The organism is Mesobacillus campisalis, assembly GCF_000986785.1.
GTDB classification, from domain to species: domain Bacteria; phylum Bacillota; class Bacilli; order Bacillales; family Cytobacillaceae; genus Mesobacillus_B; species Mesobacillus_B campisalis.
In genome coordinates, this window is the sequence record NZ_LAYY01000019.1 from 49,741 (window position 1) to 73,151 (window position 23,411).

26 protein-coding genes are annotated in these 23,411 nt (G+C 44.0%); 20 read left to right on the plus strand and 6 right to left on the minus strand.

What is annotated here, in order from left to right:
* Nucleotides 1-88: 88 nt before the first annotated feature.
* The 4 genes from opp3b to WQ57_RS16425 are packed head-to-tail and all read left to right on the plus strand — an operon-like array spanning nucleotide 89 to nucleotide 4,059.
* Nucleotides 89-1,018, plus strand: a complete 930-nt coding sequence (opp3b, locus tag WQ57_RS16410) for an oligopeptide ABC transporter permease (protein ID WP_046524850.1) — start codon at nucleotides 89-91, stop codon at nucleotides 1,016-1,018.
* Nucleotides 1,018-2,046, plus strand: a complete 1,029-nt coding sequence (gene opp3C / locus WQ57_RS16415) for an oligopeptide ABC transporter permease (RefSeq protein ID WP_046524851.1) — start codon at nucleotides 1,018-1,020, stop codon at nucleotides 2,044-2,046. Before opp3b ends, opp3C begins: the two co-directional genes overlap by 1 nt.
* Before the next feature lie 18 nt (nucleotides 2,047-2,064).
* Nucleotides 2,065-3,102: an ABC transporter ATP-binding protein gene (locus WQ57_RS16420; protein ID WP_046524852.1), complete on the plus strand. Its 1,038-nt coding sequence runs from the start codon at nucleotides 2,065-2,067 to the stop codon at nucleotides 3,100-3,102.
* A 15-nt stretch (nucleotides 3,103-3,117) separates the two neighbouring features.
* The gene (locus WQ57_RS16425) at nucleotides 3,118-4,059 is read left to right on the plus strand and encodes an ABC transporter ATP-binding protein (protein WP_046524853.1); all 942 of its coding nucleotides are present in this window, start codon (nucleotides 3,118-3,120) and stop codon (nucleotides 4,057-4,059) included.
* Nucleotides 4,060-4,215: 156 nt separating this feature from the next.
* On the opposite strand, the gene WQ57_RS16430 is transcribed toward WQ57_RS16425, so the two are convergent.
* Nucleotides 4,216-4,401 carry a hypothetical protein gene (locus WQ57_RS16430; RefSeq protein ID WP_046524854.1) on the minus strand — a complete coding sequence of 62 codons (186 nt, stop codon included), beginning with the start codon at nucleotides 4,399-4,401 and terminating at the stop codon, nucleotides 4,216-4,218.
* Nucleotides 4,402-4,587: 186 nt separating this feature from the next.
* Between WQ57_RS16430 and WQ57_RS16435 the strand changes: the two genes are divergently transcribed.
* From WQ57_RS16435 to pepF, 5 genes are all read left to right on the plus strand, one after another.
* Nucleotides 4,588-5,160, plus strand: coding sequence for a GNAT family N-acetyltransferase (locus WQ57_RS16435; protein ID WP_046524855.1), 573 nt, complete (start codon nucleotides 4,588-4,590; stop codon nucleotides 5,158-5,160).
* Nucleotides 5,161-5,581: 421 nt separating this feature from the next.
* Nucleotides 5,582-5,977 carry a transcriptional regulator SpxA gene (gene spxA / locus WQ57_RS16440; protein WP_046524856.1) on the plus strand — a complete coding sequence of 132 codons (396 nt, stop codon included), beginning with the start codon at nucleotides 5,582-5,584 and terminating at the stop codon, nucleotides 5,975-5,977.
* 482 nt (nucleotides 5,978-6,459) lie between these two features.
* Nucleotides 6,460-7,140 carry an adaptor protein MecA gene (mecA, locus tag WQ57_RS16445; RefSeq protein ID WP_046524857.1) on the plus strand — a complete coding sequence of 227 codons (681 nt, stop codon included), beginning with the start codon at nucleotides 6,460-6,462 and terminating at the stop codon, nucleotides 7,138-7,140.
* Nucleotides 7,141-7,268: 128 nt separating this feature from the next.
* A complete protein-coding gene (locus WQ57_RS16450) occupies nucleotides 7,269-8,465 on the plus strand; it encodes a competence protein CoiA (RefSeq protein WP_052948787.1) in 1,197 nt (398 codons plus the stop codon).
* A gap of 158 nt (nucleotides 8,466-8,623) precedes the next feature.
* On the plus strand, nucleotides 8,624-10,441 hold the full coding sequence (gene pepF, locus WQ57_RS16455; protein ID WP_046524858.1) for an oligoendopeptidase F: 1,818 nt from the start codon (nucleotides 8,624-8,626) through the stop codon (nucleotides 10,439-10,441).
* A 445-nt stretch (nucleotides 10,442-10,886) separates the two neighbouring features.
* Here pepF and WQ57_RS27055 read toward each other — a convergent pair whose 3' ends face one another.
* The 4 genes from WQ57_RS27055 to WQ57_RS16475 form a co-directional block, all read right to left on the minus strand.
* The gene (locus tag WQ57_RS27055) at nucleotides 10,887-11,057 is read right to left on the minus strand and encodes a hypothetical protein (protein WP_046524859.1); all 171 of its coding nucleotides are present in this window, start codon (nucleotides 11,055-11,057) and stop codon (nucleotides 10,887-10,889) included.
* A gap of 259 nt (nucleotides 11,058-11,316) precedes the next feature.
* Complete coding sequence (locus WQ57_RS16465; RefSeq protein ID WP_046524902.1) at nucleotides 11,317-12,195, minus strand: ClpXP adapter SpxH family protein; 879 nt, start codon at nucleotides 12,193-12,195, stop codon at nucleotides 11,317-11,319.
* On the minus strand, nucleotides 12,195-12,599 hold the full coding sequence (locus WQ57_RS16470) for a globin domain-containing protein (protein WP_046524860.1): 405 nt from the start codon (nucleotides 12,597-12,599) through the stop codon (nucleotides 12,195-12,197). Before WQ57_RS16470 ends, WQ57_RS16465 begins: the two co-directional genes overlap by 1 nt.
* 118 nt (nucleotides 12,600-12,717) lie before the next feature.
* Nucleotides 12,718-13,311 carry a CYTH domain-containing protein gene (locus WQ57_RS16475; protein WP_046524861.1) on the minus strand — a complete coding sequence of 198 codons (594 nt, stop codon included), beginning with the start codon at nucleotides 13,309-13,311 and terminating at the stop codon, nucleotides 12,718-12,720.
* 122 nt (nucleotides 13,312-13,433) lie between these two features.
* Here WQ57_RS16475 and WQ57_RS16480 point away from each other — a divergent pair, with 122 nt between their 5' ends.
* The 10 genes from WQ57_RS16480 (at nucleotide 13,434) to WQ57_RS16525 (ending at nucleotide 22,279) form a co-directional block, all read left to right on the plus strand.
* Nucleotides 13,434-13,799 (plus strand): UPF0738 family protein, encoded by a 366-nt coding sequence (locus WQ57_RS16480; RefSeq protein ID WP_046524862.1) that lies wholly within the window; start codon nucleotides 13,434-13,436, stop codon nucleotides 13,797-13,799.
* 56 nt (nucleotides 13,800-13,855) lie between these two features.
* Nucleotides 13,856-14,494 carry a GTP diphosphokinase gene (gene yjbM, locus WQ57_RS16485; RefSeq protein ID WP_046524863.1) on the plus strand — a complete coding sequence of 213 codons (639 nt, stop codon included), beginning with the start codon at nucleotides 13,856-13,858 and terminating at the stop codon, nucleotides 14,492-14,494.
* Between the two features lie 31 nt (nucleotides 14,495-14,525).
* Nucleotides 14,526-15,320 carry an NAD kinase gene (locus WQ57_RS16490; protein ID WP_046524864.1) on the plus strand — a complete coding sequence of 265 codons (795 nt, stop codon included), beginning with the start codon at nucleotides 14,526-14,528 and terminating at the stop codon, nucleotides 15,318-15,320.
* Nucleotides 15,321-15,338: 18 nt separating this feature from the next.
* Nucleotides 15,339-16,238 carry an RluA family pseudouridine synthase gene (locus WQ57_RS16495; RefSeq protein WP_046524865.1) on the plus strand — a complete coding sequence of 300 codons (900 nt, stop codon included), beginning with the start codon at nucleotides 15,339-15,341 and terminating at the stop codon, nucleotides 16,236-16,238.
* A gap of 164 nt (nucleotides 16,239-16,402) precedes the next feature.
* Nucleotides 16,403-17,785 (plus strand): magnesium transporter, encoded by a 1,383-nt coding sequence (mgtE, locus tag WQ57_RS16500; RefSeq protein ID WP_046524866.1) that lies wholly within the window; start codon nucleotides 16,403-16,405, stop codon nucleotides 17,783-17,785.
* A gap of 12 nt (nucleotides 17,786-17,797) precedes the next feature.
* Nucleotides 17,798-19,654 (plus strand): monovalent cation:proton antiporter family protein, encoded by a 1,857-nt coding sequence (locus WQ57_RS16505; protein WP_046524867.1) that lies wholly within the window; start codon nucleotides 17,798-17,800, stop codon nucleotides 19,652-19,654.
* A 117-nt stretch (nucleotides 19,655-19,771) separates the two neighbouring features.
* Entirely contained in the window at nucleotides 19,772-20,539 is a 768-nt protein-coding gene (fabI, locus tag WQ57_RS16510) for an enoyl-ACP reductase FabI (protein ID WP_046524868.1), read from the plus strand.
* A 296-nt stretch (nucleotides 20,540-20,835) separates the two neighbouring features.
* Complete coding sequence (locus WQ57_RS16515; protein WP_046524869.1) at nucleotides 20,836-21,186, plus strand: hypothetical protein; 351 nt, start codon at nucleotides 20,836-20,838, stop codon at nucleotides 21,184-21,186.
* 120 nt (nucleotides 21,187-21,306) lie between these two features.
* Entirely contained in the window at nucleotides 21,307-21,531 is a 225-nt protein-coding gene (locus WQ57_RS16520; RefSeq protein WP_046524870.1) for a hypothetical protein, read from the plus strand.
* 238 nt (nucleotides 21,532-21,769) lie between these two features.
* On the plus strand, nucleotides 21,770-22,279 hold the full coding sequence (locus tag WQ57_RS16525) for a CotY/CotZ family spore coat protein (protein ID WP_046524871.1): 510 nt from the start codon (nucleotides 21,770-21,772) through the stop codon (nucleotides 22,277-22,279).
* A 76-nt stretch (nucleotides 22,280-22,355) separates the two neighbouring features.
* On the opposite strand, the gene WQ57_RS16530 is transcribed toward WQ57_RS16525, so the two are convergent.
* A complete protein-coding gene (locus WQ57_RS16530; RefSeq protein ID WP_046524872.1) occupies nucleotides 22,356-22,916 on the minus strand; it encodes a CotO family spore coat protein in 561 nt (186 codons plus the stop codon).
* Nucleotides 22,917-22,979: 63 nt separating this feature from the next.
* On the opposite strand from WQ57_RS16530, the gene WQ57_RS16535 reads away from it, so the two are divergent.
* Nucleotides 22,980-23,327 (plus strand): DUF1360 domain-containing protein, encoded by a 348-nt coding sequence (locus WQ57_RS16535; RefSeq protein ID WP_241481560.1) that lies wholly within the window; start codon nucleotides 22,980-22,982, stop codon nucleotides 23,325-23,327.
* Nucleotides 23,328-23,411 lie beyond the last annotated feature (84 nt).

Sequence of the window (23,411 nt, forward strand, 5' to 3'; positions counted from 1 at the left end):
CTCTCTTTTTCCCTTGCAAGAAATTTGTCGAATTATAAGGAATACTTGGAGTTAAAAGAATTATTAGATTATACAGGAGGTGCACATAATGGGGAAATACTTGCTCCAAAGGGTATTTTATATGGTCTTGACGCTGTTCCTTATTGCATCGTTAACCTTTTTTCTGATGAAGGTAATACCCGGTACTCCATTTGCGAGCCAGAATAAGTTATCGCCGGCACAAATGGAAATTATGAAGGCAAAGTATGGGCTTGACCAGCCAGTACCCGTTCAATATGCCAAATATATGGGGAATCTATTGAAAGGCGATTTTGGCACATCCTTTCAATTTAGCAACAGAGCAGTAGGCGATTTGATGTTTCAGCGTCTGGGTCCCTCTGCACAACTTGGGTTCCAGGCTATGGTATTAGGTTCTGTGCTGGGAATATTTTTAGGAGTAATAGCAGCCTTGCGGCAGAATTCATGGATTGATTATGGTTCAACCTTTATAGCGGTTGTCGGCAAGTCAATCCCAAGCTTTGTATTTGCCGGTTTGCTTCAATACTATATTGGGGTAAAACTTGGCTGGCTGCCAGTGCTATTCTGGAAAGGGTTTGAATATACCATTATGCCAACGATTGCTCTGGCTTTGTTCCCCCTTGCAATCGCTGCCCGTTTTATGAGGACAGAAATGATCGATGTTTTGAATTCTGATTATATTACCTTGGCAAAGGCCAAAGGAGCAAGCTTTTTTGATATTGCGTTTAAGCATGCCTTAAGGAACGCCCTTATACCGGTTGTCACCGTATTGGGACCTGTGTTTGTTTCCTTAATGACTGGCTCTCTTGTAATTGAGAAGATTTTTGCGATTCCTGGCCTTGGTGAGCAGTTCGTTACATCTATTACTCTCAATGATTACCCAGTAATCATGGGAACAACAATCTTATATTCAGCCATGTTCGTTCTTATTATTTTGATAGTGGATATTTTGTATGGTGTGATTGATCCGCGTATCAGGCTTTCAGGAGGTAAAAAATAATGGGTCAACATGAAAAAAACATACCGAAAGAACGATTCAGTCCGGCCGTTATTGATTCCTCCAAAGGTGAAGAAATAAATAAACCGAGCCTTAGTTTTTGGCAGGATGCCTGGCTGCGGGTCAGAAAAAATAAAGCGGCTATTGCCAGTTTGATTATTGTTGGCCTGGTTATTCTAATGGCTTTTATTGGCCCTTTGATCAGCGGGAAAGACCATCAGACTCAAAAAGTAGCCCATAATAATCTGCCGCCTAGAGTCCAGGGGCTCGAAAACATTAGCTGGCTGCCATTTGATGGGGTTAAAGTGAATAAAGCTGGAAAAGAAATAAATGTATACGAACAGCGAAATGTGGATGAGTATTACTGGTTTGGAACAGACGCTCTTGGAAGAGACTTATTCACCCGTGTATGGAAAGGTACACAAATTTCCTTGTATATTGCCTTTTTGGCGGCCTTCATTGATATGGTCATTGGTGTCGCTTACGGTGCCATATCAGGTTATTTTGGCGGCCGTATTGACAATATCATGCAGCGGATAACGGAAGTCTTAATTGGTATCCCGTTCCTTGTTGTTGTAATCTTGATGATTTTGTTATTAAAACCTGGCATTATTTCGTTGACCATTGCTTTGACCATTACCGGCTGGGTAGGCATGTCAAGGGTTGTCCGGGCACAGGTGCTGAAATTAAAAGAGCAGGAATATGTGCTGGCATCGAGGACCTTAGGTAACTCACATTTTAAAATCATGATTAAACATTTGCTTCCCAACCTTGTGGGAGTCATCATCATTAACACGATGTTTACCATTCCAAATGCGATCTTTTCTGAAGCATTCCTAAGCTTTATAGGTCTTGGTTTGCAAGATCCGCTTGCATCGTTGGGAACATTGATTGATGAAGGATTTAAAGTATTGAGGCTCCATCCTTACCAAATGATCATTCCGGCTGTTGTAATTAGTACCATCATGGTAACTTTCAATATGCTGGCTGACGGGTTGAGGGATGCGCTAGATCCAAAAATGCGTGATTAATAAGGCAGGTGACATAGGATGAAAAACATTTTAGAAGTAAAGGATTTACACATATCTTTCCATACATTTGCAGGAGAGGTACAAGCGATCAGAGGGGTTAACTTTGAATTGAAAAAAGGGGAAACCCTTGCGATTGTTGGGGAATCAGGATCAGGAAAGTCGGTTACAACAAAGGCGATCATGCGGCTGCTGCCTCCTGGGAACTCGGAAATAAAACAGGGGGAAATCCTTTTTGACGGTAAAGATTTGGCGAAACTGAATGACCGGCAGATGCAAAAGGTCCGCGGAAAAGACATCTCTATGATATTCCAGGATCCGATGACGTCTCTGAATCCAACGATGACGGTTGGAAAACAAATCATGGAACCGCTGATTAAGCATCAGAATATGAGTCAATCAGCTGCCAAGGAGCGGGTCATCCAGTTATTAAAGCTAGTGGGCATACCGAATCCTGATCAAAGATTCAAACAGTACCCGCATCAATTTTCCGGCGGGATGCGCCAGCGTGTGGTGATTGCGATTGCCCTGGCCTGTAATCCAAAGGTATTAATTGCTGATGAGCCAACTACAGCTCTTGATGTTACCATCCAGGCTCAAATATTGGAGTTAATGAAGGATCTGCAAAAGAAAATTGATACATCCATCATTTTCATTACCCATGATCTTGGGGTTGTTGCAAATGTGGCCGACCGGGTTGCTGTTATGTATGGCGGTAAAATTGTAGAAATAGGAACGGTAGATGAGATTTTCTACAATCCACAGCATCCTTATACTTGGGGGCTAATCAGTTCAATGCCTAGTCTTGACGCGAAGGATGAAGAACTATATGCAATTCCCGGTACTCCTCCCAACTTGCTTAATCCGCCTAAAGGGGATGCCTTTGCGCCGAGAAACGAATATGCCATGCAGATTGACCTGGAGGAACAGCCTCCAATGTTTAAAGTGTCTGATACACATTTTGCGGCGACCTGGCTGCTTCATCCGGATGCTCCAAAAGTAGAACCGCCTGCAGCAGTGCTAAAAAGAATGAAACAATTCAATAGGGCGAAAAAATAAACGGGGGGCCGGCAAATGGAAACGAAAGAAAAACTGCTTGAAATTAAAAATTTAAAGCAATATTTCAATGCTGGAAAACCTAATGAGGTAAAAGCGATTGATGGTGTATCCTTTGATATTTATAAAGGGGAAACGCTTGGACTTGTAGGGGAATCCGGATGCGGAAAGTCGACTACTGGAAGAACGATTATCCGGCTTTATGATGCAACAGATGGAGAAGTCATCTTCAAAGGTGAAAATGTTCATGGCAAGAAATCAAAAAAAGAATTGATGAAATTCAACCGCAGCATGCAAATGATCTTTCAGGATCCCTATGCATCATTGAATCCGAAAATGATGGTGTCCGATGTGATTGCAGAGGGGATCGATATCCATGGTCTTGCGAAAAATAAAAAAGACCGCATGGAGAGGGTGTATCAGCTTCTTGAAACGGTTGGCTTAAACAGAGAGCATGCCAACCGCTATCCACATGAGTTTTCCGGAGGCCAAAGGCAGAGGATAGGCATCGCCCGCGCACTTGCCGTTCAGCCGGAATTCATCATTGCCGATGAACCTATTTCGGCATTGGATGTCTCCATCCAGGCGCAGGTGGTCAACTTGTTAAAACAGCTTCAGCGCGAAAAAGGCCTGACCTATCTATTTATTGCCCATGATCTCTCAATGGTCAAGTATATCAGTGACCGGATTGGCGTTATGTACTTCGGTAAATTGGTAGAGCTTGCTCCGGCTGATGAATTGTATGCCAACCCGATGCACCCATATACAAAATCACTTTTGTCTGCCATTCCACTTCCGGATCCTGATTTTGAACGTACTAGAAAACGCCATTCTTATGATCCGGCAAGCCATAAATATTCAGCCGATGAGGATGTGAGAATGCGCGAAGTAAACCCTGGACATTTTGTCTATTGTTCAGAAAAAGAATACCAGCAGCTTAAAGCTGCCAGCAAGAGCTAAAAAACGATCTCCTGTACGAGATCGTTTTTTTTTTTTACCCTGTCTTTGATATCTCTTCTGAAAAGGACGGACGATGCCAAGACAAAAAAGCCTGAAATGAAAAACATTTCAGGACATGTTTAAAATGCAATATAAAGGGTATGATAAATGCCGGAGTTACTTTTTTTCCCCTCCGACGGTTTTCCAGCCAGTCTGGATACTAGTGGATTTATCAACGAACCTATTTTTCTCTTTTCCGCCGAAAAGGCTAATCCCAATCCTGTTCGTTACAACACCATTCAGAGCTGTAATTCCAATCACCAGTATTGCAATAATTGATAAATCGAGTATGTATGCACCCATGATAAACCTCCATCTCTCTGTCCGTCATTGGCCGAAGGCAATTAGGACAAAAATAAGTTGCCGACCTCTGTTCTCCTTTATTGTAAAAGAAATGGAGCAGTTTTAAAAGCGGCAAATCGCAGTTCCTGTAAAATTGCGCAGATAGCTGGATGTTTATCGGAATCAAAAATATAAGGAGGCCTGTTCATGCATTGGTATGAGAAGTTGAATCAATACTTTCCCATTGAGGAAATGAAGTCGAAGGAACATATAGAGACGCTTTTAAAGGAGCGGAAAGACATTTATCACAAGGATGAAGGCCCTAACCATGTGCTCATGTATGTAGAACTAGAAAATTTCGTTTTCATCGATTACCTGTTTGTATCAAAGAATGCAAGGGGCCAGGGCCTTGGCCATAAACTTCTGGACAAATTGAAGCAAAAAAGAAAACCAATCATACTTGAGGTAGAACCGGTTGATTATGAAGACACCGATACGGAAAAACGCTTGAAATTTTATAAGCGTGAAGGGTTTGAGCATGCGAAATCAATTGGGTATGCCCGGCGCTCCCTGGCAACAAATAAATTAAATGAAATGGAAATCCTTTTTTGGTCTCCATTGCAGGAATCCGAAGATCTTGTTTTCGATGCGATGAAAAAAACATATACAATGATTCATACGTATAAGGACCAGAAATTTTATGGAGCGTCCTACCAGCCTGTAGAAGAGGTTTTAACATTAAGAGAAGATGAGCAAAAAGATATGCTAGAAAATATTTAAAATTAGTGCAATCGTCCGTTTGACGATTGCCTTTTTCAATTTATGCTTCTAAATGAGAAAGTAAAAAATAATGCCTTCAAGAGGTTTCAGGTGTCGCAAGGGAGGGTAAAAATAATTGAAGTCGTCTAGAAGCGGTAAACCTCTGGATAATGATAGAAAGCTTTCACTGTACGATTCGGATTTCCCTTAAAAGTTCTAGATTTATTGAAACTTTTTACGAGTTCATACGTCATATTATTGAGAGCGAAAATGTACATAAACTTTAGCTTAAATCCTAAAAGGGGATACCCATTGTCCGTTGATTATTGTATAATTAACTAAAGACATTACAAAATTAAAGTGATTTTAATCTAAGAATTGAGCATGAATGCTGAATGAACAAACTAGATAAATGTCTATTTTAAAGGGAGTGTGAATACAGATGGTTACTTTATACACTTCACCAAGTTGTACTTCTTGCAGAAAAGCTAAATCATGGCTCGAAGAGCATGATATTCCTTATCAAGAGCGAAATATTTTTTCCGAGCCGCTGTCAATCGAAGAGATTAAGGAAATCCTTCGAATGACGGAAGATGGAACGGACGAGATTATTTCGACCCGCTCTAAAACGTTCCAGAAGCTGAATGTCAATCTTGAATCGATGCCTCTTCAGGATCTTTATGAGGTTATCAAGGAAAATCCCGGCTTGTTAAGGCGTCCCATCATCATCGATGAAAAACGGCTTCAGGTGGGGTACAATGAAGATGAAATCCGCAGATTCCTGCCGCGTAAAGTCCGTACCTATCAATTGAGGGAAGCCCAGCGGCTGGTCAATTAATAACATATCATACAAAGCCTCCTTTTTCCTGGAAAAGGAAGGCTTTTTTATTGATAAATATGCCGAAAACTGCTATTATGAAAGGAATAAATTTTGGTGAAAGTGGCTATAAAGACATGTAAGTTCATGGCTGCTTTTTTTTAATGGATTGTCCTTGAACTGCTAAATAGCAGGGGGACAGCCAGTATGGATGAACGAGGCGCCTCCGCCAATCTGGCTCACCTGCAGCAACGATATTAAGGGCTTGCTACACATTCTGTATCTATTGGGTGTTAGCGGGTTTTTAAAATGGGTGTATATTTCATTTCCCAAATCCCTTGTTTTATCATAAAATAATGGTACAAGGTCGTCATTTTATTGTTGCCCTGGTTTTAACCCAAGACGAGTTTTCAATGCCGTTTAGGGTAATAGTTAAATAAAGAGCCAGCCATACGGGGGTATTAAGTCCCTTCAACTCTTTGCCTGGAAGGGAGAGAATATGAATGGAAATCGAACGCATTAACGAAAATACTGTAAAGTTTTATATTTCGTATATAGATATAGAAGAAAGAGGCTTTGATCGGGAAGAGATCTGGTACAATCGCGAACGCAGCGAGGAACTTTTTTGGGAGATGATGGATGAAGTCCATCATGAAGCGGAGTTTACCGTAGAGGGGCCGCTCTGGATCCAGGTGCAGGCACTAGAAAAAGGGCTTGAGATCCTGGTTACCAAAACACAGCTATCAAAGGATGGAGCGAAATTCGACCTTCCTGTTTCTGATGAAAAGCTTAAGGATCTTCCTGTAGATGAACGGATTGAAGAGATGCTTGATCAGCATTTTAATCCAAAACACCAGAACGAAGACGATCAGGATGACCCTCTTTTTGAAGATGATTTGGAGTTTCTTCTCGTTTTCAAGGATTTTGAGGACCTGATTGCACTTTCCCACAGACCGGGTCTCGATTCCATCACAACAAGCTTGTACAGCTTCGAAGGCAAATATTACTTATACGTTGAATTCGCCGAAGACGATTTTAGTGATGAGGAAGTAATTGATAACCTTTTAAGCATTCTGCTTGAATATGGAATGGAATCAGGCATGACAATTCACCGCCTTAAGGAATACGGCAATACCATTATTGAGAATGATGTATTTCCGACCTTGCGCAAACATTTTTCATGAATAGAAAAGGCCTTCCCGAATAGTTGGGGGGCCTTTTTATGTTTAGGGATTAAAAAGGATCGAATATTTTTGTAATAGAGGATTCCTCCTTCTCGTGTAGAATTTTAATTGGGAAAGGGGGGCGTATTATGCTAGTTGCCTGCAGAGATAACGGCGAGAAAATCTCGCTTGGAGAACAGTGGAAGAGAAATGAACTCGACAAGTGGCGGCAAAAGGAAGGGTTCTTTTGCCCACAGTGTGGAAAGAAGGTGATTTTAAGGCTTGGCAATAAACGGATATGGCATTTCGCACACCAGAAAGATTCTGGCTGTGAATCAGAGCATGAGCGGGAGTCTGAATACCATATGTCGGGGAAGCTTCAGCTGTATGAGTGGCTCAAGGAGCAGAGCGTGGCGGCGGAACTTGAGAGATATATACCAGAATGTAAACAGAGAGCTGATATAGCTTTTGAATGGAATAAAAAGAAGTATGCAGTTGAATTCCAATGCTCGCCAATTACCGTGGAACTATTGGCTGGAAGGACGGAAGGCTATATAAATCATGGGTTTACCCCGATCTGGATTGCCGGCGGCAACCAAATCAAGCGCACATCAGCCAATTGTTTGGCTATGAGTGAGTTCCAATTTTTATTTTTGAGGAGACAGGGGAGGCGCTGGATGTTCCCTGCCTATTGTGCCGAAACACGCCAATTTATCCTGCTGCAGCATATTCTTCCAATATCATCCTCAAAGGCCCTTGCCTCGTTTCATCCCATTTCCCGGTCTGAATTTCCATTGCTAAGACTCCTGGAATTCCCATCTGTAACCGATCATTCCTTTAAATGCTGGGTTCGTGAATTAAACAGACAGAAATCCAATCTTCTTCACTACCATGGCAGAGGTCAAAAGAATTTCTTGAACGAATTATACTATAATCGCCTGAATCTCCTTATGCTGCCACCTGAATTAGGTTTGCCGGTTCCCTCTTCTCCTTTTATCCAGACGCCCCCGTTATTATGGCAGACCTTTATTTATCTTGATCACTTCCATGATACTCCCCTGGGAAAAGTGATTTCTACTGCCGATATTCTTAAATCCTTTCTTCATAGGGTGCGAAGAAGACAAATTCAGATACGCAGACTTCCTTTGGCGGAATACGGAGATTTTCGCTATGCGATCAGGGAGTATCTGGAGCTCCTCGTATCCCTGGCTTTATTGGAAAACGTAAACCCTCAATATTACAGACTTGCAAGCCGCCTTGGAATCCCTCATACAATGGAAGGACAATTGCAGGCTGAGTCCGCCTTTTGGAACACCCACGGAAACCGCATCATGGCCAACAGTTAAAATTTATCCAAGGAATATAATGAAACAGGCGGAAGCCGCGTAAAATAAAGGAGAGGATCAATCTGCCTTTTAATATATTCGTGAGTACTCAGACTTTAAGCGGATGCAAAAAATGGTAGAATTTTCGTATGCCGAATTTTGTGAACGGAGGATGACTTATGCCGAATGAAACAAAAGTTAAAAAGCTCCCAGCCAGAAGTGATTTGCCAGTAGAGGACACGTGGAGGCTCGAGGATATATTCGCGAATGACGAAGAGTGGGAAAAGGAATTTCAGGAGGTCAAAAAGCTGCTGCCTGGTGTCCAGGAGTATCAGGGCAAGCTCGATGGTAGTGCTGACGGGCTGTTCAATGCCCTTCAGTATCAGGATGAATTATTGATGCGTCTTGGCAAGCTTTATACATATGCCCACATGCGATATGACCAGGACACAGCAAATTCCTTTTATCAGGGATTGGACGACCGGATTAAGAACCTTTACTCCCAGGCAGGAAGCGCCCTGGCTTTCATTGTCCCGGAAATCCTTTCCATAGAGGAAGGCAGGCTGAAATCGTTTCTTCAAGATAAGGAGGAACTGAAGCTCTACCAACATGCACTTGAAGAAATCAACCTTCAGCGGCCGCATATTCTGTCCGCTGAGCAGGAGGCACTCCTGGCTGAAGCATCTGAAGTCATGAATTCTTCATCCAATACTTTTGGCATGCTGAATAATGCCGATTTGGATTTCCCGACCATCAAGGATGAAAATGGTGAAGAGGTGGAGATTACACATGGCCGGTATATCCGCTTTCTTGAGAGCGAAGACCGCCGTGTACGTGAAGACGCCTTCAAAGGGGTATATCAAACATACGGCAAGTTCAGGAATACCTTTGCCAGCACCCTGAGCGGAAATATCAAAAAGGACAATTTCAATGCACGGATCCGTCAATACAGCTCTGCAAGACATGCCGCCCTTGCAGCCAACAATATTCCGGAAAGTGTTTATGAAAATCTTGTCAACACCATTAATAATAACCTCCATCTGCTGCACAGATATGTCAAGCTGCGCAGAAAAGTACTGGGTGTTGATAAACTGCACATGTATGATTTATATACGCCGCTCGTGAAAAATATAAAGATGGATGTTTCGTATGCCGAGGCAAAGGAACTGATTCTAAAAGGGCTGGCACCAATGGGGGAAGAATATGTCGGACTCCTGAGGGAGGGGTTCGAAAACCGCTGGATCGATGTGCATGAGAATAAAGGAAAGCGCAGCGGGGCGTATTCATCCGGTGCCTATGGTACGAATCCCTATATTCTGATGAACTGGCAGGACAATGTCAACAATCTGTTTACGCTGGCACATGAGCTCGGTCATTCCCTGCACAGCTATTACACCAGGAAGTCACAGCCTTATGCCTACGGCAGCTATTCCATTTTTGTGGCAGAAGTGGCGTCGACTTGCAACGAAGCTTTATTGAACGACTACTTGTTAAAATCAATCGATGATGAACAAAAGAGGCTTTACCTCTTGAATCATTATCTTGAAGGATTCAGGGGGACGGTCTTCAGACAAACCATGTTCGCCGAGTTTGAACATCTGATCCACAGAAAAGTACAGAATAACGAAGCTCTGACGGCCGATTCGTTAACAAAGGATTATTACGAACTGAACCAAAAATATTTTGGCCAGGAAGATATCGAGATAGATGAGGAAATCGGCCTTGAATGGTCCCGAATCCCACACTTCTACTATAATTACTATGTTTATCAATATGCCACAGGCTTTAGTGCCGCGACAGCCTTGAGCAAGCAGATCCTTGAAGAAGGGGAGCCGGCAGTAAAACGCTATGTTGACTACCTGAAGGCGGGAAGCTCTGACTATCCGATAGAAGTCCTGAAAAAAGCGGGAGTTGATATGACGAGCCCTAAACCTATTGAGGATGCATGCAAGGTGTTTGAAGAGAAGCTGAATGAGATGGAATCACTCCTGTCATAATCAAACCGGGAAGAAGCTATGGCTCCTTCCCGGTTTTTTGTTGTTTCGAAAAGCTGTCAGTGCCCAGATTATGCAGTGGTTCGGTAAAAAGGTTACTGAGTGTCGTTGTCAGTGCCCCAAAAGTGGAGCAGGTCGGGAAAAAGGTCACTGAGGGCGGTTGTCAGTGCCCCAAAAGTGGAGCAGCCAGTCAAAACGGGTACTGAGGATGGGTGTCAGTGCCCCAAAAGTGGAGCAGCCAGTCAAAACGGGTACTGAGGATGGATGTCAGTGACCAAAAAGTGGAGCAGGTCGTGAAAAAGGTCACTGAGGGTCGCTGTCAGTGCCCAAATAGTGGAGCAGCCAGTCAAAACGGTCACTGAAGGTGGTGTCAGCACTCCAAAGCTATCAAGAGTAAGCCTTACAGGAACAATCGTCTTTTAGATTGTTCCGAAGGCGCTTGCGCTTTTTAAAGTCCCTTAAACCGTTTCCGGTCGTTCAGGAAGACAAAAAATACAAGGAGGGACAGGAAAAGAATCGGACCGCTGATCCACAGGGGGACCAGATGCATTAATCCCAGCACATGGAGGCCAAAGGAGAAAAGAATGGATACAATCATAAGGACATAGGACGGCTTCATCGGCATCACACCTCCGGAAGTTGAAACAAACATTCATTAATAATTATGTAAGAAAAATGGACGGCATGAGTAGAATATGACAATCTTGTGAAATGATATACAAACGCCTTGTAACCCCCTTTCGCCCGTGATATATTTATATCGTGAAGTTGATCACAAGCAAACATTACCCCTTTGTTTGACCGTGAAAAATTTCTCCCATCCCCTTTGTTCGCATTTATAGAGAAAAGACCCTGCAGTCCGTTACTGCAGGGTCTTTTCATATTCCAGTATATCGCCAAAACATTCCATGCTTGGCTGGCAGCTGCTCGACTTTTTGTTTTAGCAACAGTTTTTTTAACTCTTTCTCCGCCTGATTTTGCGTCATATCGTATACGACCGCCACTTCTTTGGTTGCAACGGTCTTATAGATTCGGAGAAAATCCTCCAACGGGGGAGGCGGGGACGGTTCGGGCTTCCGGGGAAGCATCTCCTCAAGGATCTGGACGTATACTTCATACGGATAAAACCCAGTCACCTTTATTCCTTCCTCTTCCACATTTTCATTGAAGAAAACAAGAGCAGGGATTTCCTGGACGTCCATCTCTGCCGTAATCTTCAAATCACATTGAAAAGCTTTGGAAGCACTGTCCGAATGGATATCGGTGACAAACTCTTCGATATCAAGCCCCACATTTCTGGCACATGCCTTCAGGACATCAAAATTGGAGATGTTCTGCTTCTCCAAAAAAAGCACTTCCTGCAGCTTTCGAAGAAACTGGATTCCCTTCTTTTTTCCCTGCAGTTCGGCTGACTTGACGGCAATCGACACCAGGTGCGGAGAAGAAACCGGATTTTCCAGCCATAAACTGCCATCGCAGGACATTCCAGTGCGGCTTGCTGTTTTTTCCCATAGCTCGGCCATTGTTTCATAGCGTTTTTTCTTGCCCAGGTTCAGGGTGGCCAGCCGGCCGCTCAGCACGTGCCGCAAGGAAAAATACTTGCCATATTCGATTTGCAGCTTTTTCATGATCGGCTCAAGGGCCCAGCATTCAGGGCAGAGCGGATCGACAAATGAATAAATTTCAAGCGGTCTTTTCTCGTAAGCATTGCTGGTCCGTAAGAGCCCGGGATTTAACAATTCATCGCGTTTCCAGATCACCAGCTCTCACCCTGTTCCCCGTCATCAGGCGTGTTGACCATATGCTGGGCAGTAAAGGTGAGGCGGGCATAAAATTCGTTCCGTACAGGTCCGTCAAGGCCTATTTCATCCATGGCTTCTTTCATGCAGGAGAGCCAGGCCTGGGCCCGCTTTGGGGTTACTTCAAATGGAAGATGTCTGGCCCTTAGCATAGGGTGTCCATGTTCTTGTGTATATAAAGGCGGTCCGCCCAAAAATTGGGTTAAGAATTGTTTTTGTTTACGTGCAGTCTCCGTAAGGTCATCAGGAAATATAGGAGCAAGATCAGGATGCTGGGATACACGGTTGTAAAAGGCGTCTACTAGCTGATGCAGCATTCCTTCGCCGATGGCTTCGAACGGTACGGGCTTATTCTCGACCATTTGTATAACTCCTTTTTAATGGATTTAATCTATATTTTAACAATGGTAAAATTATATCTCAAACAAACAGCTTAGACTTTCCTTCCAAGCTCCTTCCTGCTTACGTTTTGCCTCTGGCTTAATGGCCGGATTGGGAAATCCACTGTTTTTGCCTGTAAAACCTCATAATCTTATTATCGGTCTTTCGTACAGGGATATTCAGACCAGACAGCAGAGTATGAAAAGATTCCCGGCCGCTCTCTTCATCTTCCACCTCATATTCAAGTTCATAATCGTGGATGCCCAGGTAGGTACTGTGATCCAAAACCACAAGTCCCCCGCAGTATTCTTTTTCAGCACGTTCCGTCGTAAGGGATCCAAAATAGGCTACAGGATTGGTTTGGTCAACGAGATTTGAAAGAGCTGTTCGTACAGGTCCTTCAGGCAATTCCCCCCCAGCCAGCATATTTTGTGCGTCATGCGGGGATATCTCCTGGTTTGTTTCCAGCAGTCCTACCGGTGCTGGTTGTTTGAGCGTGATTTCGAAGTGTCCAATTTTTTCCCTTATTCTCAAAGCGCATCCCTGCTCCTTCAAAGTAAAATGGTTTGTATCAAAATAATGGTTAACCTGTTTTTTAAAATCCTCCCTAGCAAAGCTGAAGAAAGTCTTTAGCCTTTCGAACTCTTCTTCTATTAGAAGGTTCTTAAACTCAATCTCAATTTGTTCACTCATAATGGACATCCTTTCAGGTAATTTATCTCTATTATTCCGTTATTTTTCAAAAGCTTCAATCTGTAGGAAAAACCAGTGCCTATATGATAAAATAAAAAGGATTATTGGAGGGTGGAAGATTTATGAAAAAAAGAGTATTAATTGATTTTGCGGAAATAAAGAACGAGGAACTGTTGCTGTATGCAGCGGAACCAGTTGCAATTGGAGAAATGAAGCCTGTCGGACAAATACTGGTTGATTCGGACCAATTGTCATTTATTTACTTGGCTGAGCAGGATGGAGATTATACATATATTACAATTCCCGAGTCTGTATGGACTTCAGTGAAAACGGCTTTGGATTCTAATTTTGAAGCCTATGCCGTCCATGGGGAAGGCAGACTTCATTTGCAAGGTTTCAAGGAAGAAATGGATTATGTAGTGGAGAATATTAAAGGCAATAGCAATTACGGGGAGAAAATGGTTGACAGGGTAGAGGCTGTCTTTTAAAAGGCGCATTACAACAGTCTAATTATACTATACCGGCGTGATGGGGTGATTTGCTATTGAAGGATTGGGAACGTTTTTTAGAACCATATAAGCAGGCAGTGGAAGAGCTGAAGGTTAAGTTAAGAGGGATGCGCAGCCAATATGAGCAAAATTCGGATCATTCGCCGATTGAGTTTGTGACTGGAAGGGTAAAGCCTATTGCGAGTATCCTGGATAAGGCAAATCAAAAAGGCATAACCCTCGACAAGCTGGAAACGGAAATGCAGGATATTGCCGGCCTTAGAATGATGTGCCAGTTTGTCGATGATATCAAGCCGATCGTCGAGCTGCTCAGAAGAAGAAATGATTTTGAGATTGTGGAAGAACGGGATTATATCTCCCATAAAAAGGCAAGTGGCTACAGATCCTACCATGTCGTTATAAAATATCCTGTCCAAACCATTCATGGTGAAAAGATCATTTTGGCCGAAATCCAGATCAGGACCCTGGCAATGAATTTTTGGGCCACAATCGAGCATTCGCTGAATTATAAATATAAGGGCCAATTTCCTGAAGATATCCGGCTCCGCCTCCAGCGGGCGGCTGAGGCGGCCTTCAGGCTGGATGAGGAAATGTCCAAAATCCGGGGTGAAATCCAGGAAGCGCAGGCCTTTTTTTCGCGTAAAAAAGAACAGCAAAAAGAAAAAGGAAACTGATAAAAAAGGGCTAAAGCGAGGTGAAGGAACAATGAAGTTTGCGATAACATCCAAGGGAGATGCACGGTCGAACACTCTTATGCACAAGATGAGAACATACCTGCAGGACTTTGAACTTGAATACGATGAAGACAAGCCGGATATCTGCATCTCTGTAGGAGGAGATGGCACCTTGCTTTATGCTTTTCATCGTTACAGCAGCCGGCTGGATAAGACGGCGTTTGTTGGTGTCCACACCGGCCATTTGGGTTTTTATGCGGACTGGGTGCCGGAAGAAATTGAAAAACTCGTTATTGCAATCGCGAAAACTCCATACCAAATCGTGGAGTATCCGCTGCTCGAAGTCATTATCCGCTATCAGCACGGCGGCAGGGAGACCAGATACCTGGCGCTCAATGAATGCACAGTGAAATCGGTTGAGGGAACACTGGTCATGGATGTTGAAATACGTGGACAGCATTTTGAACGGTTTCGGGGAGACGGACTGTGCATTTCGACTCCTTCCGGAAGTACCGCCTACAACAAGGCATTGGGCGGAGCCATTCTGCATCCCTCTCTCCCCGCTATCCAGGTTGCGGAGATGGCTTCCATCAATAATCGGGTCTTTAGGACAGTCGGCTCGCCGCTGGTGCTTCCGGCCCACCATACCTGCATCCTCAAACCGGTAAACAGGCCTGATTTCCAAGTGACGGTGGACCATTTGACGCTGCTGCACAAGGATGTAAAGTCCATTCAGTTCAGGGTAGCGGATGAAAAAATGCGGTTTGCCAGATTTAGGCCGTTTCCTTTTTGGAAAAGGGTGCATGATTCGTTCATTTCTGATTAACAGGCAGCAGGTGAAAACATGAATTTCAGACTCAGATGGATTGCGGCTGCAGCAGATGAAGGAAAGCTGCTGCGTGAGTTTCTTCAGGAGAAGCAAATATCAAAAAGTGCCCTGACGGATATTAAATTCAGAGGCGGGGCACTTATTGTCAATGGAGAACCCGTGACGGTAAGGTATTTACTTCAGAAAGGCGACCATATCGAGGTTTGCTTTCCAAAAGAAAATCCTTCGGCTGGACTGGCCGCAGAAACCTTTCCCTTACATGTTATCTATGAAGATGATTACATTCTTGTGGTCATTAAGCCGGCAGGCATGAATACAATTCCGTCCCGTGAACATCCAACAGGAAGTCTCGCAAACGGGCTGATCGGTTATTACAGCCTTAAGGGAGTGGAAGCAACGACTCATATCGTGACCAGGCTTGACCGGGACACATCGGGAATCGTATTGGTGGCCAAACACCGGCATGTGCACCATCTGCTAAGCAAGCAGCAAAAGGAGAATGGAGTAAAAAGGATTTATGAGGCTTTTGCAGCAGGGGTTTTTATGGGGGAGAAGGGAATCATCGAGCAGCCAATCGCAAGGAAGAGCAGCAGTATTATTGAAAGGGAGGTCCATCCGGAGGGCCAATATGCCTGTACATATTATCGCCTGATTCGACAATATGAAAAATTCGCCCATATCGAACTGAAGCTGAAGACCGGGAGAACGCATCAAATCAGGGTTCATCTCTCCTTTATCAAGCACCCGCTTCTTGGCGATGACCTTTATGGGGGCAGTGTCGACATGCTGGAAAGGCAGGCTCTTCATTGCCGGGAACTCTGCTTTTCCCACCCAATTAGTGGCGAAGATTTACACTTTTCAGCTCCGATGCCTAATGATATGATGGATATCCTGCACAAGAGCAAGCTTCCATGATGAAGAGTTGCTTTCATAAGCAGGATTTTGTTTGGGTTAAGCTGTTTTCGGATAAGGGAATCCATCAATGCAAAAAATGAGAAAAGAGGCTGCCCACGATTGTGACAGTCCAATTCCATTAGTGCAACATGATGCTAAAGGAAGGTTCAGAAGGGGGAGTGGATATGGCTGAACAACGTCAGGATGCAGGGCAAAAAAAATACGTAGACACAGAATGGTTAAGGGAAGCACTTCATAACGAGGATATTGAAAAGTTCAGGGAAGAGTTCCTCGAGATGCATCCCTATGATCAGGCTACTTTCTTTAAGGAACTTGATGAAAAGGGAAGGCGCAATGTTTACCATTACCTCTCCCCGGAGGAAATGGCCGGGCTATTTGAGAATCTTGAGGCAGAGGACAGCGAGTACAAAGATGTGCTCGCCGAAATGAACCCTTCCTATGCCGCAGATATGTTGTCCAACATGTATGCAGATGATGCCGTCGATGTCCTTAATGAACTCGATAAGGACCAGGTCGTCAGTTACCTGACCATCATGGACACCGAGGCGGCGAAAGAGATCAAAGACCTGCTCCATTACGAGGAGTATACAGCCGGAAGCATCATGACAACGGAGTATGTAGCGATTGCGGCCAATCAGACTGTCCGTTCCGCCATGCATATCCTGAAGAATGAGGCCCCCCGTGCGGAAACCATTTATTATGTGTATGTTATTGATGATGAAAGGCGTCTTGTGGGCGTTCTCTCGCTGCGTGACTTGATTGTCAACGATGACGACATCATGATTTCCGAAATCATGTACGATCGTGTTGTCTCCGTTTCTGTTGGCGAGGACCAGGAAGAAGTCGCCCGGATGATGCGGGATTATAATTTTGTTGCCATCCCGGTTGTCGATTTCCAGAATCATCTTTTGGGAGTTATCACGGTTGATGATATCATCGATGTCATGGAAGAAGAAGCATCCGATGACTATTCCAAGCTTGCAGGGATTGCGGATATGGACAGCGTTGACAAAAACCCTGTCACAGCTGCGCGGAAACGTCTGCCATGGCTGATTATCCTGTTGTTTCTTGGCATGTTTACGGCCAGCTTGATTGGAAGGTTTGAAGAGACTCTCGACCAGGTAGCGATTTTGGCTGTTTTCATTCCGCTTATTGCCGGTATGGCCGGGAACACAGGAACGCAAGCATTGGCGGTTGCGGTCCGCGGAATCGCGACAGGTGACCTGGAGAAGGAAAACAGATGGAAAATTGTTGCCAGGGAGGCAGGAACAGGGTTTATTATTGGAATTACCTGTGGAGTTCTCGTAACTTTCATCGTCTATTTTTGGAAGGGCGAATTTTTTCTTGGTGTCCTTGTTGGCATCTCGATTTTTATTACGCTTATTGTATCAACTTTGGCAGGATCTCTTGTACCGCTGGTCATGCATCGCCTAAAAATTGACCCAGCTGTGGCATCCGGGCCATTTATTACCACAATAAATGACATCCTGTCGATTCTGATTTATTTCGGGATTGCAACAGCATTTATGAGTTATCTTACAGGTTAAGGGAGGGACAGGATGGAACATCATGCCTCGATAACTTCACTTTTAGTTGTCATCATTATCGCTCTTTTAACACCGATTGTTCTTCACCGCTTTAAGCTTAATTTTATCCCTGTCGTTGTGGCGGAAATTATCATGGGCCTGATTATAGGGAAAAGCGGCTTTGACATTGTGCATGAGGACATGTGGCTTGAGACGCTTTCCACATTGGGCTTTTTATTTTTAATGTTTTTAAGCGGACTGGAAATTGATTTTAGTGCCTTTTCGTTGAAGAAAACAAAAGACGCGAAATCTGCTAATCAGCCAAATACATTCTTTATTTCTACGGTTGTTTTTATTGGAATCTTCTTTGTTTCGCTTGGCTTGTCTTATCTATTTGTTTTAGCGGGCTTTATCGATAATGCCTTTCTTATGACTCTGATCATTTCGACCATATCTCTTGGCGTGGTGGTGCCAACACTCAAAGAGGCGCATTTGATGAAGACCAATATTGGCCAGATTATTTTGCTTGTTGCCGTTATTGCTGATCTTGTCACGATGATACTCCTGGCTGTGTTTGTCTCCATGTATGATACAGAGGGAGGAAATACGTGGCTGCTGCTTCTTCTGTTTGGTGCTGGAGTTGTACTTTATTTTATTGGCAGGGGCTTCAAGAGCCGTCAATTTGTTTCCGCTTTGGCAACGGGTACGACCCAGATTGGTACTCGGGCTGTCTTTACGCTGCTGATTGTACTTGTCGCCATCTCGGAAACCGTAGGGGCAGAGAATATTCTGGGTGCTTTCCTCGCCGGTGTCCTGGTATCCCTGCTGACACCTGACCAGGAATTGATCCATAAACTTGATTCATTTGGCTACGGCTTTTTAATCCCAATCTTCTTTGTCATGATTGGTGTCGGTCTCGATATTTGGTCTTTGTTCAGCGACCCCAAATTGCTTTTGCTGATTCCATTGCTGCTGATCGCCTTGCTGATTTCAAAGCTGATTCCTGTGTATGTGCTGAAAAAATGGTATGACACAAAAACGGTTCTCGCATCAGGGTTCCTGCTGACATCGACCCTGTCGCTTGTCATTGCCGCTGCAACAATCGGGGAGAGGATGGGGGTCATCACTCCGGAGTTGAGCGGAACGCTTATTTTGGTTGCCGTCATTTCCTGCGTGCTGACACCGATTGTTTTTAAGAAACTCTTCCCGCGCGTAAAGGCTGAGGATAAAAAGCTCCGCGTCGCCATGATTGGCGCCAATCAAATGACCTTGTCTGTTACCAGGGAATTAAACTCTTCTTTATTTGAACCTGTGCTTTATCATACAAAGCAGGATAAAGAAGGAAATCAGCTTGCAGACTCTGTTTTTGAAATTTTTGAAGTTGATGATTATTCACCTGAAACTTTGGAAAAGGAATCTATTTACAATGCCGACATTGTTGTAATATCAACCGGCAATGAAGATACAAACGCCCTGATTGCCAGAGCGGCCATGGAGAAATGTTCGGGACGTGTCATTGCCAGAATTGAAAATCCGGAGCTTGCAACCAAATTGAAAAGCCAAGGCATAGAAGTCTTTTCTGTGCTCATGTCCTCTACTACATTGCTTCAGGCTTTGATTGAATCTCCGGGCATCATTGGCATACTCATGAATAAGGAGTCCTCACTCCATGAAATCAGGATGCAGAACGGCCACTATGATGGCATGACACTGCGGAGATTCCCCTTTACAGGAGATGTTATCTTTGTGCGCATACTCAGGGGCACCGATTCAATCGTTCCCCACGGTGATACTGAACTCCACCTTAACGATCGGCTCATTGTTACTGGCTCCGGTGAGTATGTTGAAGAGCTAAAACTGGAACTTGAGTTTAAACCCCGATTTTATTGATTACGCAGGAAACCCGCCATGGCGGGTTTTTGTGCTTCCCCTTTTCAAACCATTTGATTTGGTGTAATATTAGCACTAGGTACTAATAACTTGTGATAAAACAGGGGGATTTTTAAGATGGCTTTTTCTTTAAACGGTAAAACATTTGTAGTTATGGGGGTAGCAAATAAAAGGAGTATTGCCTGGGGTATTGCACGCTCTCTTCATGATGCAGGTGCAAATCTGATTTTCACCTATGCAGGTGAAAGGCTTGAAAGCAGTGTCCGTGAGCTTGCTTCATCACTTGATGAAAATTATCTCGTCCTTCCTTGTGACGTGACTAGCGATGAAGATGTTGCAAAGTGCTTCGCGAAAATCAAGGAAGCGACAGGAACCATCCAGGGGGTTGCCCACTGCATCGCCTTTGCCAATAAGGAAGAGTTGAATGGGGACTATCTGAATGTTACTCGCGATGGCTTCTTGCTGGCACACAATATTAGCTCGTACTCGCTTACGGCTGTTGCCAAGGAAGCAAAAGAGCTGATGTCTGAAGGAGGCAGCATTGTTACTCTTACGTATCTTGGCGGCGAGAGGGCAATCGAAAACTATAATGTCATGGGAGTGGCAAAGGCTTCTCTTGATGCTAGCGTTCGTTACCTTGCTAAGGATCTGGGCAAGCAAAATATCCGGGTCAATTCGATTTCCGCAGGTCCGATTCGTACGCTCTCAGCTAAAGGGGTCAGCGATTTTAATTCCATCCTGAGGGAAATTGAAGAAAAGGCTCCGCTGCGCAGAAATACGACTCCTGAAGAAGTTGGCGACACAGCTGTCTTTTTGTTCAGCGATATGTCAAGAGGCATCACTGGTGAGAATATCCATGTAGACTCAGGATTTCATATTGTTTAATTTTTCAGGAGGGCCTGGCATTTGCCAGGCCTTTTTTATTTGTTCTAAAGGAAAAGTATAATTTTTGGCCCATAGATAACTGTCTAGCTGCAGCGCCTAGCCCCTCGAGTCATAAGCCACTCCAGAATTGAAGGCAAAGAGCGCCTTCTATTCTGGAGCGTCTTATGCTGTTCGGGGCTGACCAAGGCGCTTCCGCTTTTTTTTATTAAATTGTGTGTTTTGCTTAGGACAAGCGCGGAAACAGCTTGGTCGAATGAACAATATAATAAAACAGATGGGAAAGGAGGTGGGAAGGTATGACTGAAGAGGGGCAGGGAAAACAGTGGTATTTCCACTTTAATGGAAGAGACCTTTCCAGCGGTTCTTCGGGGCTTAGTGAAAATGAAGTTAAAGCCATTAATGAAGCGATGGAAAAGGTTGAAGGTAGTTTAAACCGGCTATTTGCCAATTTGGCGTCAAGTGTGAAAAACGCCGTCGGTGATCTGGGGGTCGACCCCCTTCATAGTCTCAGTCCCGCTCAACTTGAACAGTTGAAGACTCGCCTGCCAAAGATGAAAACATCTAGCAAAGATGGCCATTTCAGGTTGGAAATGAATGATGAGGTCGTAATGGAATTAAAGTTACCGAAAATCAGAAACGATGAATAATTCATCGGCTGAATATATTTAAAATGAGGAAAAGGAGTGGATAGTATGTTGTCAAGACGATGGGGAAACGTGTCAAATAGCTCTTGTGGAAGATCAGATGCTTCAGAGGGGGGTGAAAATATGGCATTCAACACCGGGAACTACTCCAATAAAAAGGTGGAATCCAAAGCGGGGGATATCAATGTAAAAGTAGGCGACCATTCAGACCCGATCATCGTTATTGTTCCAATCCTGAACGGCGCGACTATTGACGTGCTGAGCAACCCGCAGTTAATTGCCGGCGCCATCACCGGGTTCAATGATAATGAAGTAGAAGTAGACGTAGAAGTAGACGTAGAGGTTTAATTACAATCCTTAAGAAAGATGCCAGGCTGTATATCATTCAGTCTGGTGCCCCTTACATATCTGTCCCCTGTCAGGCGGGTTTGACCGTTGTGGGACTAGGACCCTTATATAGGCAGAGGGGAAAGTGCCCATTTACCGCCTAATTTGTGTGAAATCGGGCTATTGTCCAGTACCCAAAAAGCCTTTCCAAAATATCTTATAGTGTAAATAACTAATTAGATAAAAGGAGGCAAAAAATATGGGTTGTGGAAATAAAGGCGGATCAGCAAAAGGCGGATGTGTGTGTGAAGTTGTCCGCGCAGTACTAGATATCCAGGAAAGTGTGACAGATAATTGCGAATGTCCATCAAATTGCTTTTTGGAGCCACTAGGTGCAATAAGCCCTTCAAAGCATAGAAAACAGCCAAACACACGCGTGCTTGTTCTGAAAAATTCCGATGGTTCCCCGTTCCATGCTTTTTTCAAAGGCTGCCCGGATGCTTGTGTATCGATATTCTTCCGTGTCGAGGAAGTTTTTGATAACTGCTGTGCAACATTACGCGTTCTTAGGCCGCTTAAGGAAGGTCCGGGAAATAAATTGTTCCCAGTCGACCTGACTGGCGACTTCAAAGATAAATGCTGCATTGACTTAAATGCAGTGTGCAAGGTTGATGAATTCGAGGCGACAAATGACTGCATCACGGTTGACCTTTCCTGCTTCTGTGCCGTCCAGTGCATAGAGGACGTAGAATTAGACGACATTTGCTAAGCGATGTGCAGAGTGAATGGCCCCCCTATAAACAGACCTAGTCTTTTTATAGGGGGATTTTTTTAAAAATTGAAACTCAATTGAATCCTAACATGCGTATTTCCTGAATATCATCCTTGGCAAGGACAGCTGTAGAGCCATTGCGCAGTTTAATTTCAATTGATTCTTCTCCATTGCTTTCCAAAACCCCGATATAAGTGGTTTCAGGGGTGATGTATAAGCAAGATACAGGGGATAACTGCTCTGGGAAATTCTCCAGGTACAGAAGCTTTTCATGGATTTCCAGGTCTTTGAAATTTTTTGTCCGGCGAAAAGAATATTTGTGTCTCCGTCTCGTATCAAACGGGGATGGGTTCTCTTCAGGTTTCTGCTCATCACCTTCAAGGCTGAAAGTACCTTCTTCTTCAAGTTCCTTATCCATGACCTTTTGCATCGGGATACTCCCTGTATTTCCTTCAGTAATGGCCGACTGGACGCCAGCTTCCAATTCTGAAGGAGAGGCTTCTTCCCCAAGATGGATTTTATCTTTTTTGGTATTTTTAATCGTATAGACTTCCTGCATGATTACGGATGGAAATTGGATCCGGGGCTGGTCGATATATAACAGCGGCCGATGATTCATTTTTTTATTTGTCAAAAATATCCCTCCCAACTTTGTTTTTCATTTTAATTTATGCATGTAAAACAAAGGAGTGATGATATGTTTTCTGGTTTTGGGATGGAAATGATCCTGATTTTCGGTCTGGCTTCGTTCCGTCTGACAAGGCTGATTGTGTTCGACAAGATTACAGAATGGCTTCGTTCACCGTTTTTTGAGGAACTGATTGAGGAGGGAGAAATCTATCTTGTCCCCCAAAAAAGCGGGGTTAGGAGATGGATCGGCGAACTGTTAAGCTGTTACTGGTGCACGGGAATCTGGACCAGTGCTATATTACTGGCAGTTTACGTCTTTATTCCAGCCTTTGGTCTTCCTGTTATTTTAGGTTTGGCTATTGCAGCAGTGGGAAGCATCATTGAGTCATTCATTACAAAAGGGCTGGGAGATTGAACAGGCAAACCATGCTTGCCTTGCATAGTATATAGCAACGGTAAAGGAGGCAATAAAATGAATAGTAAACGCAATAGCAATGAG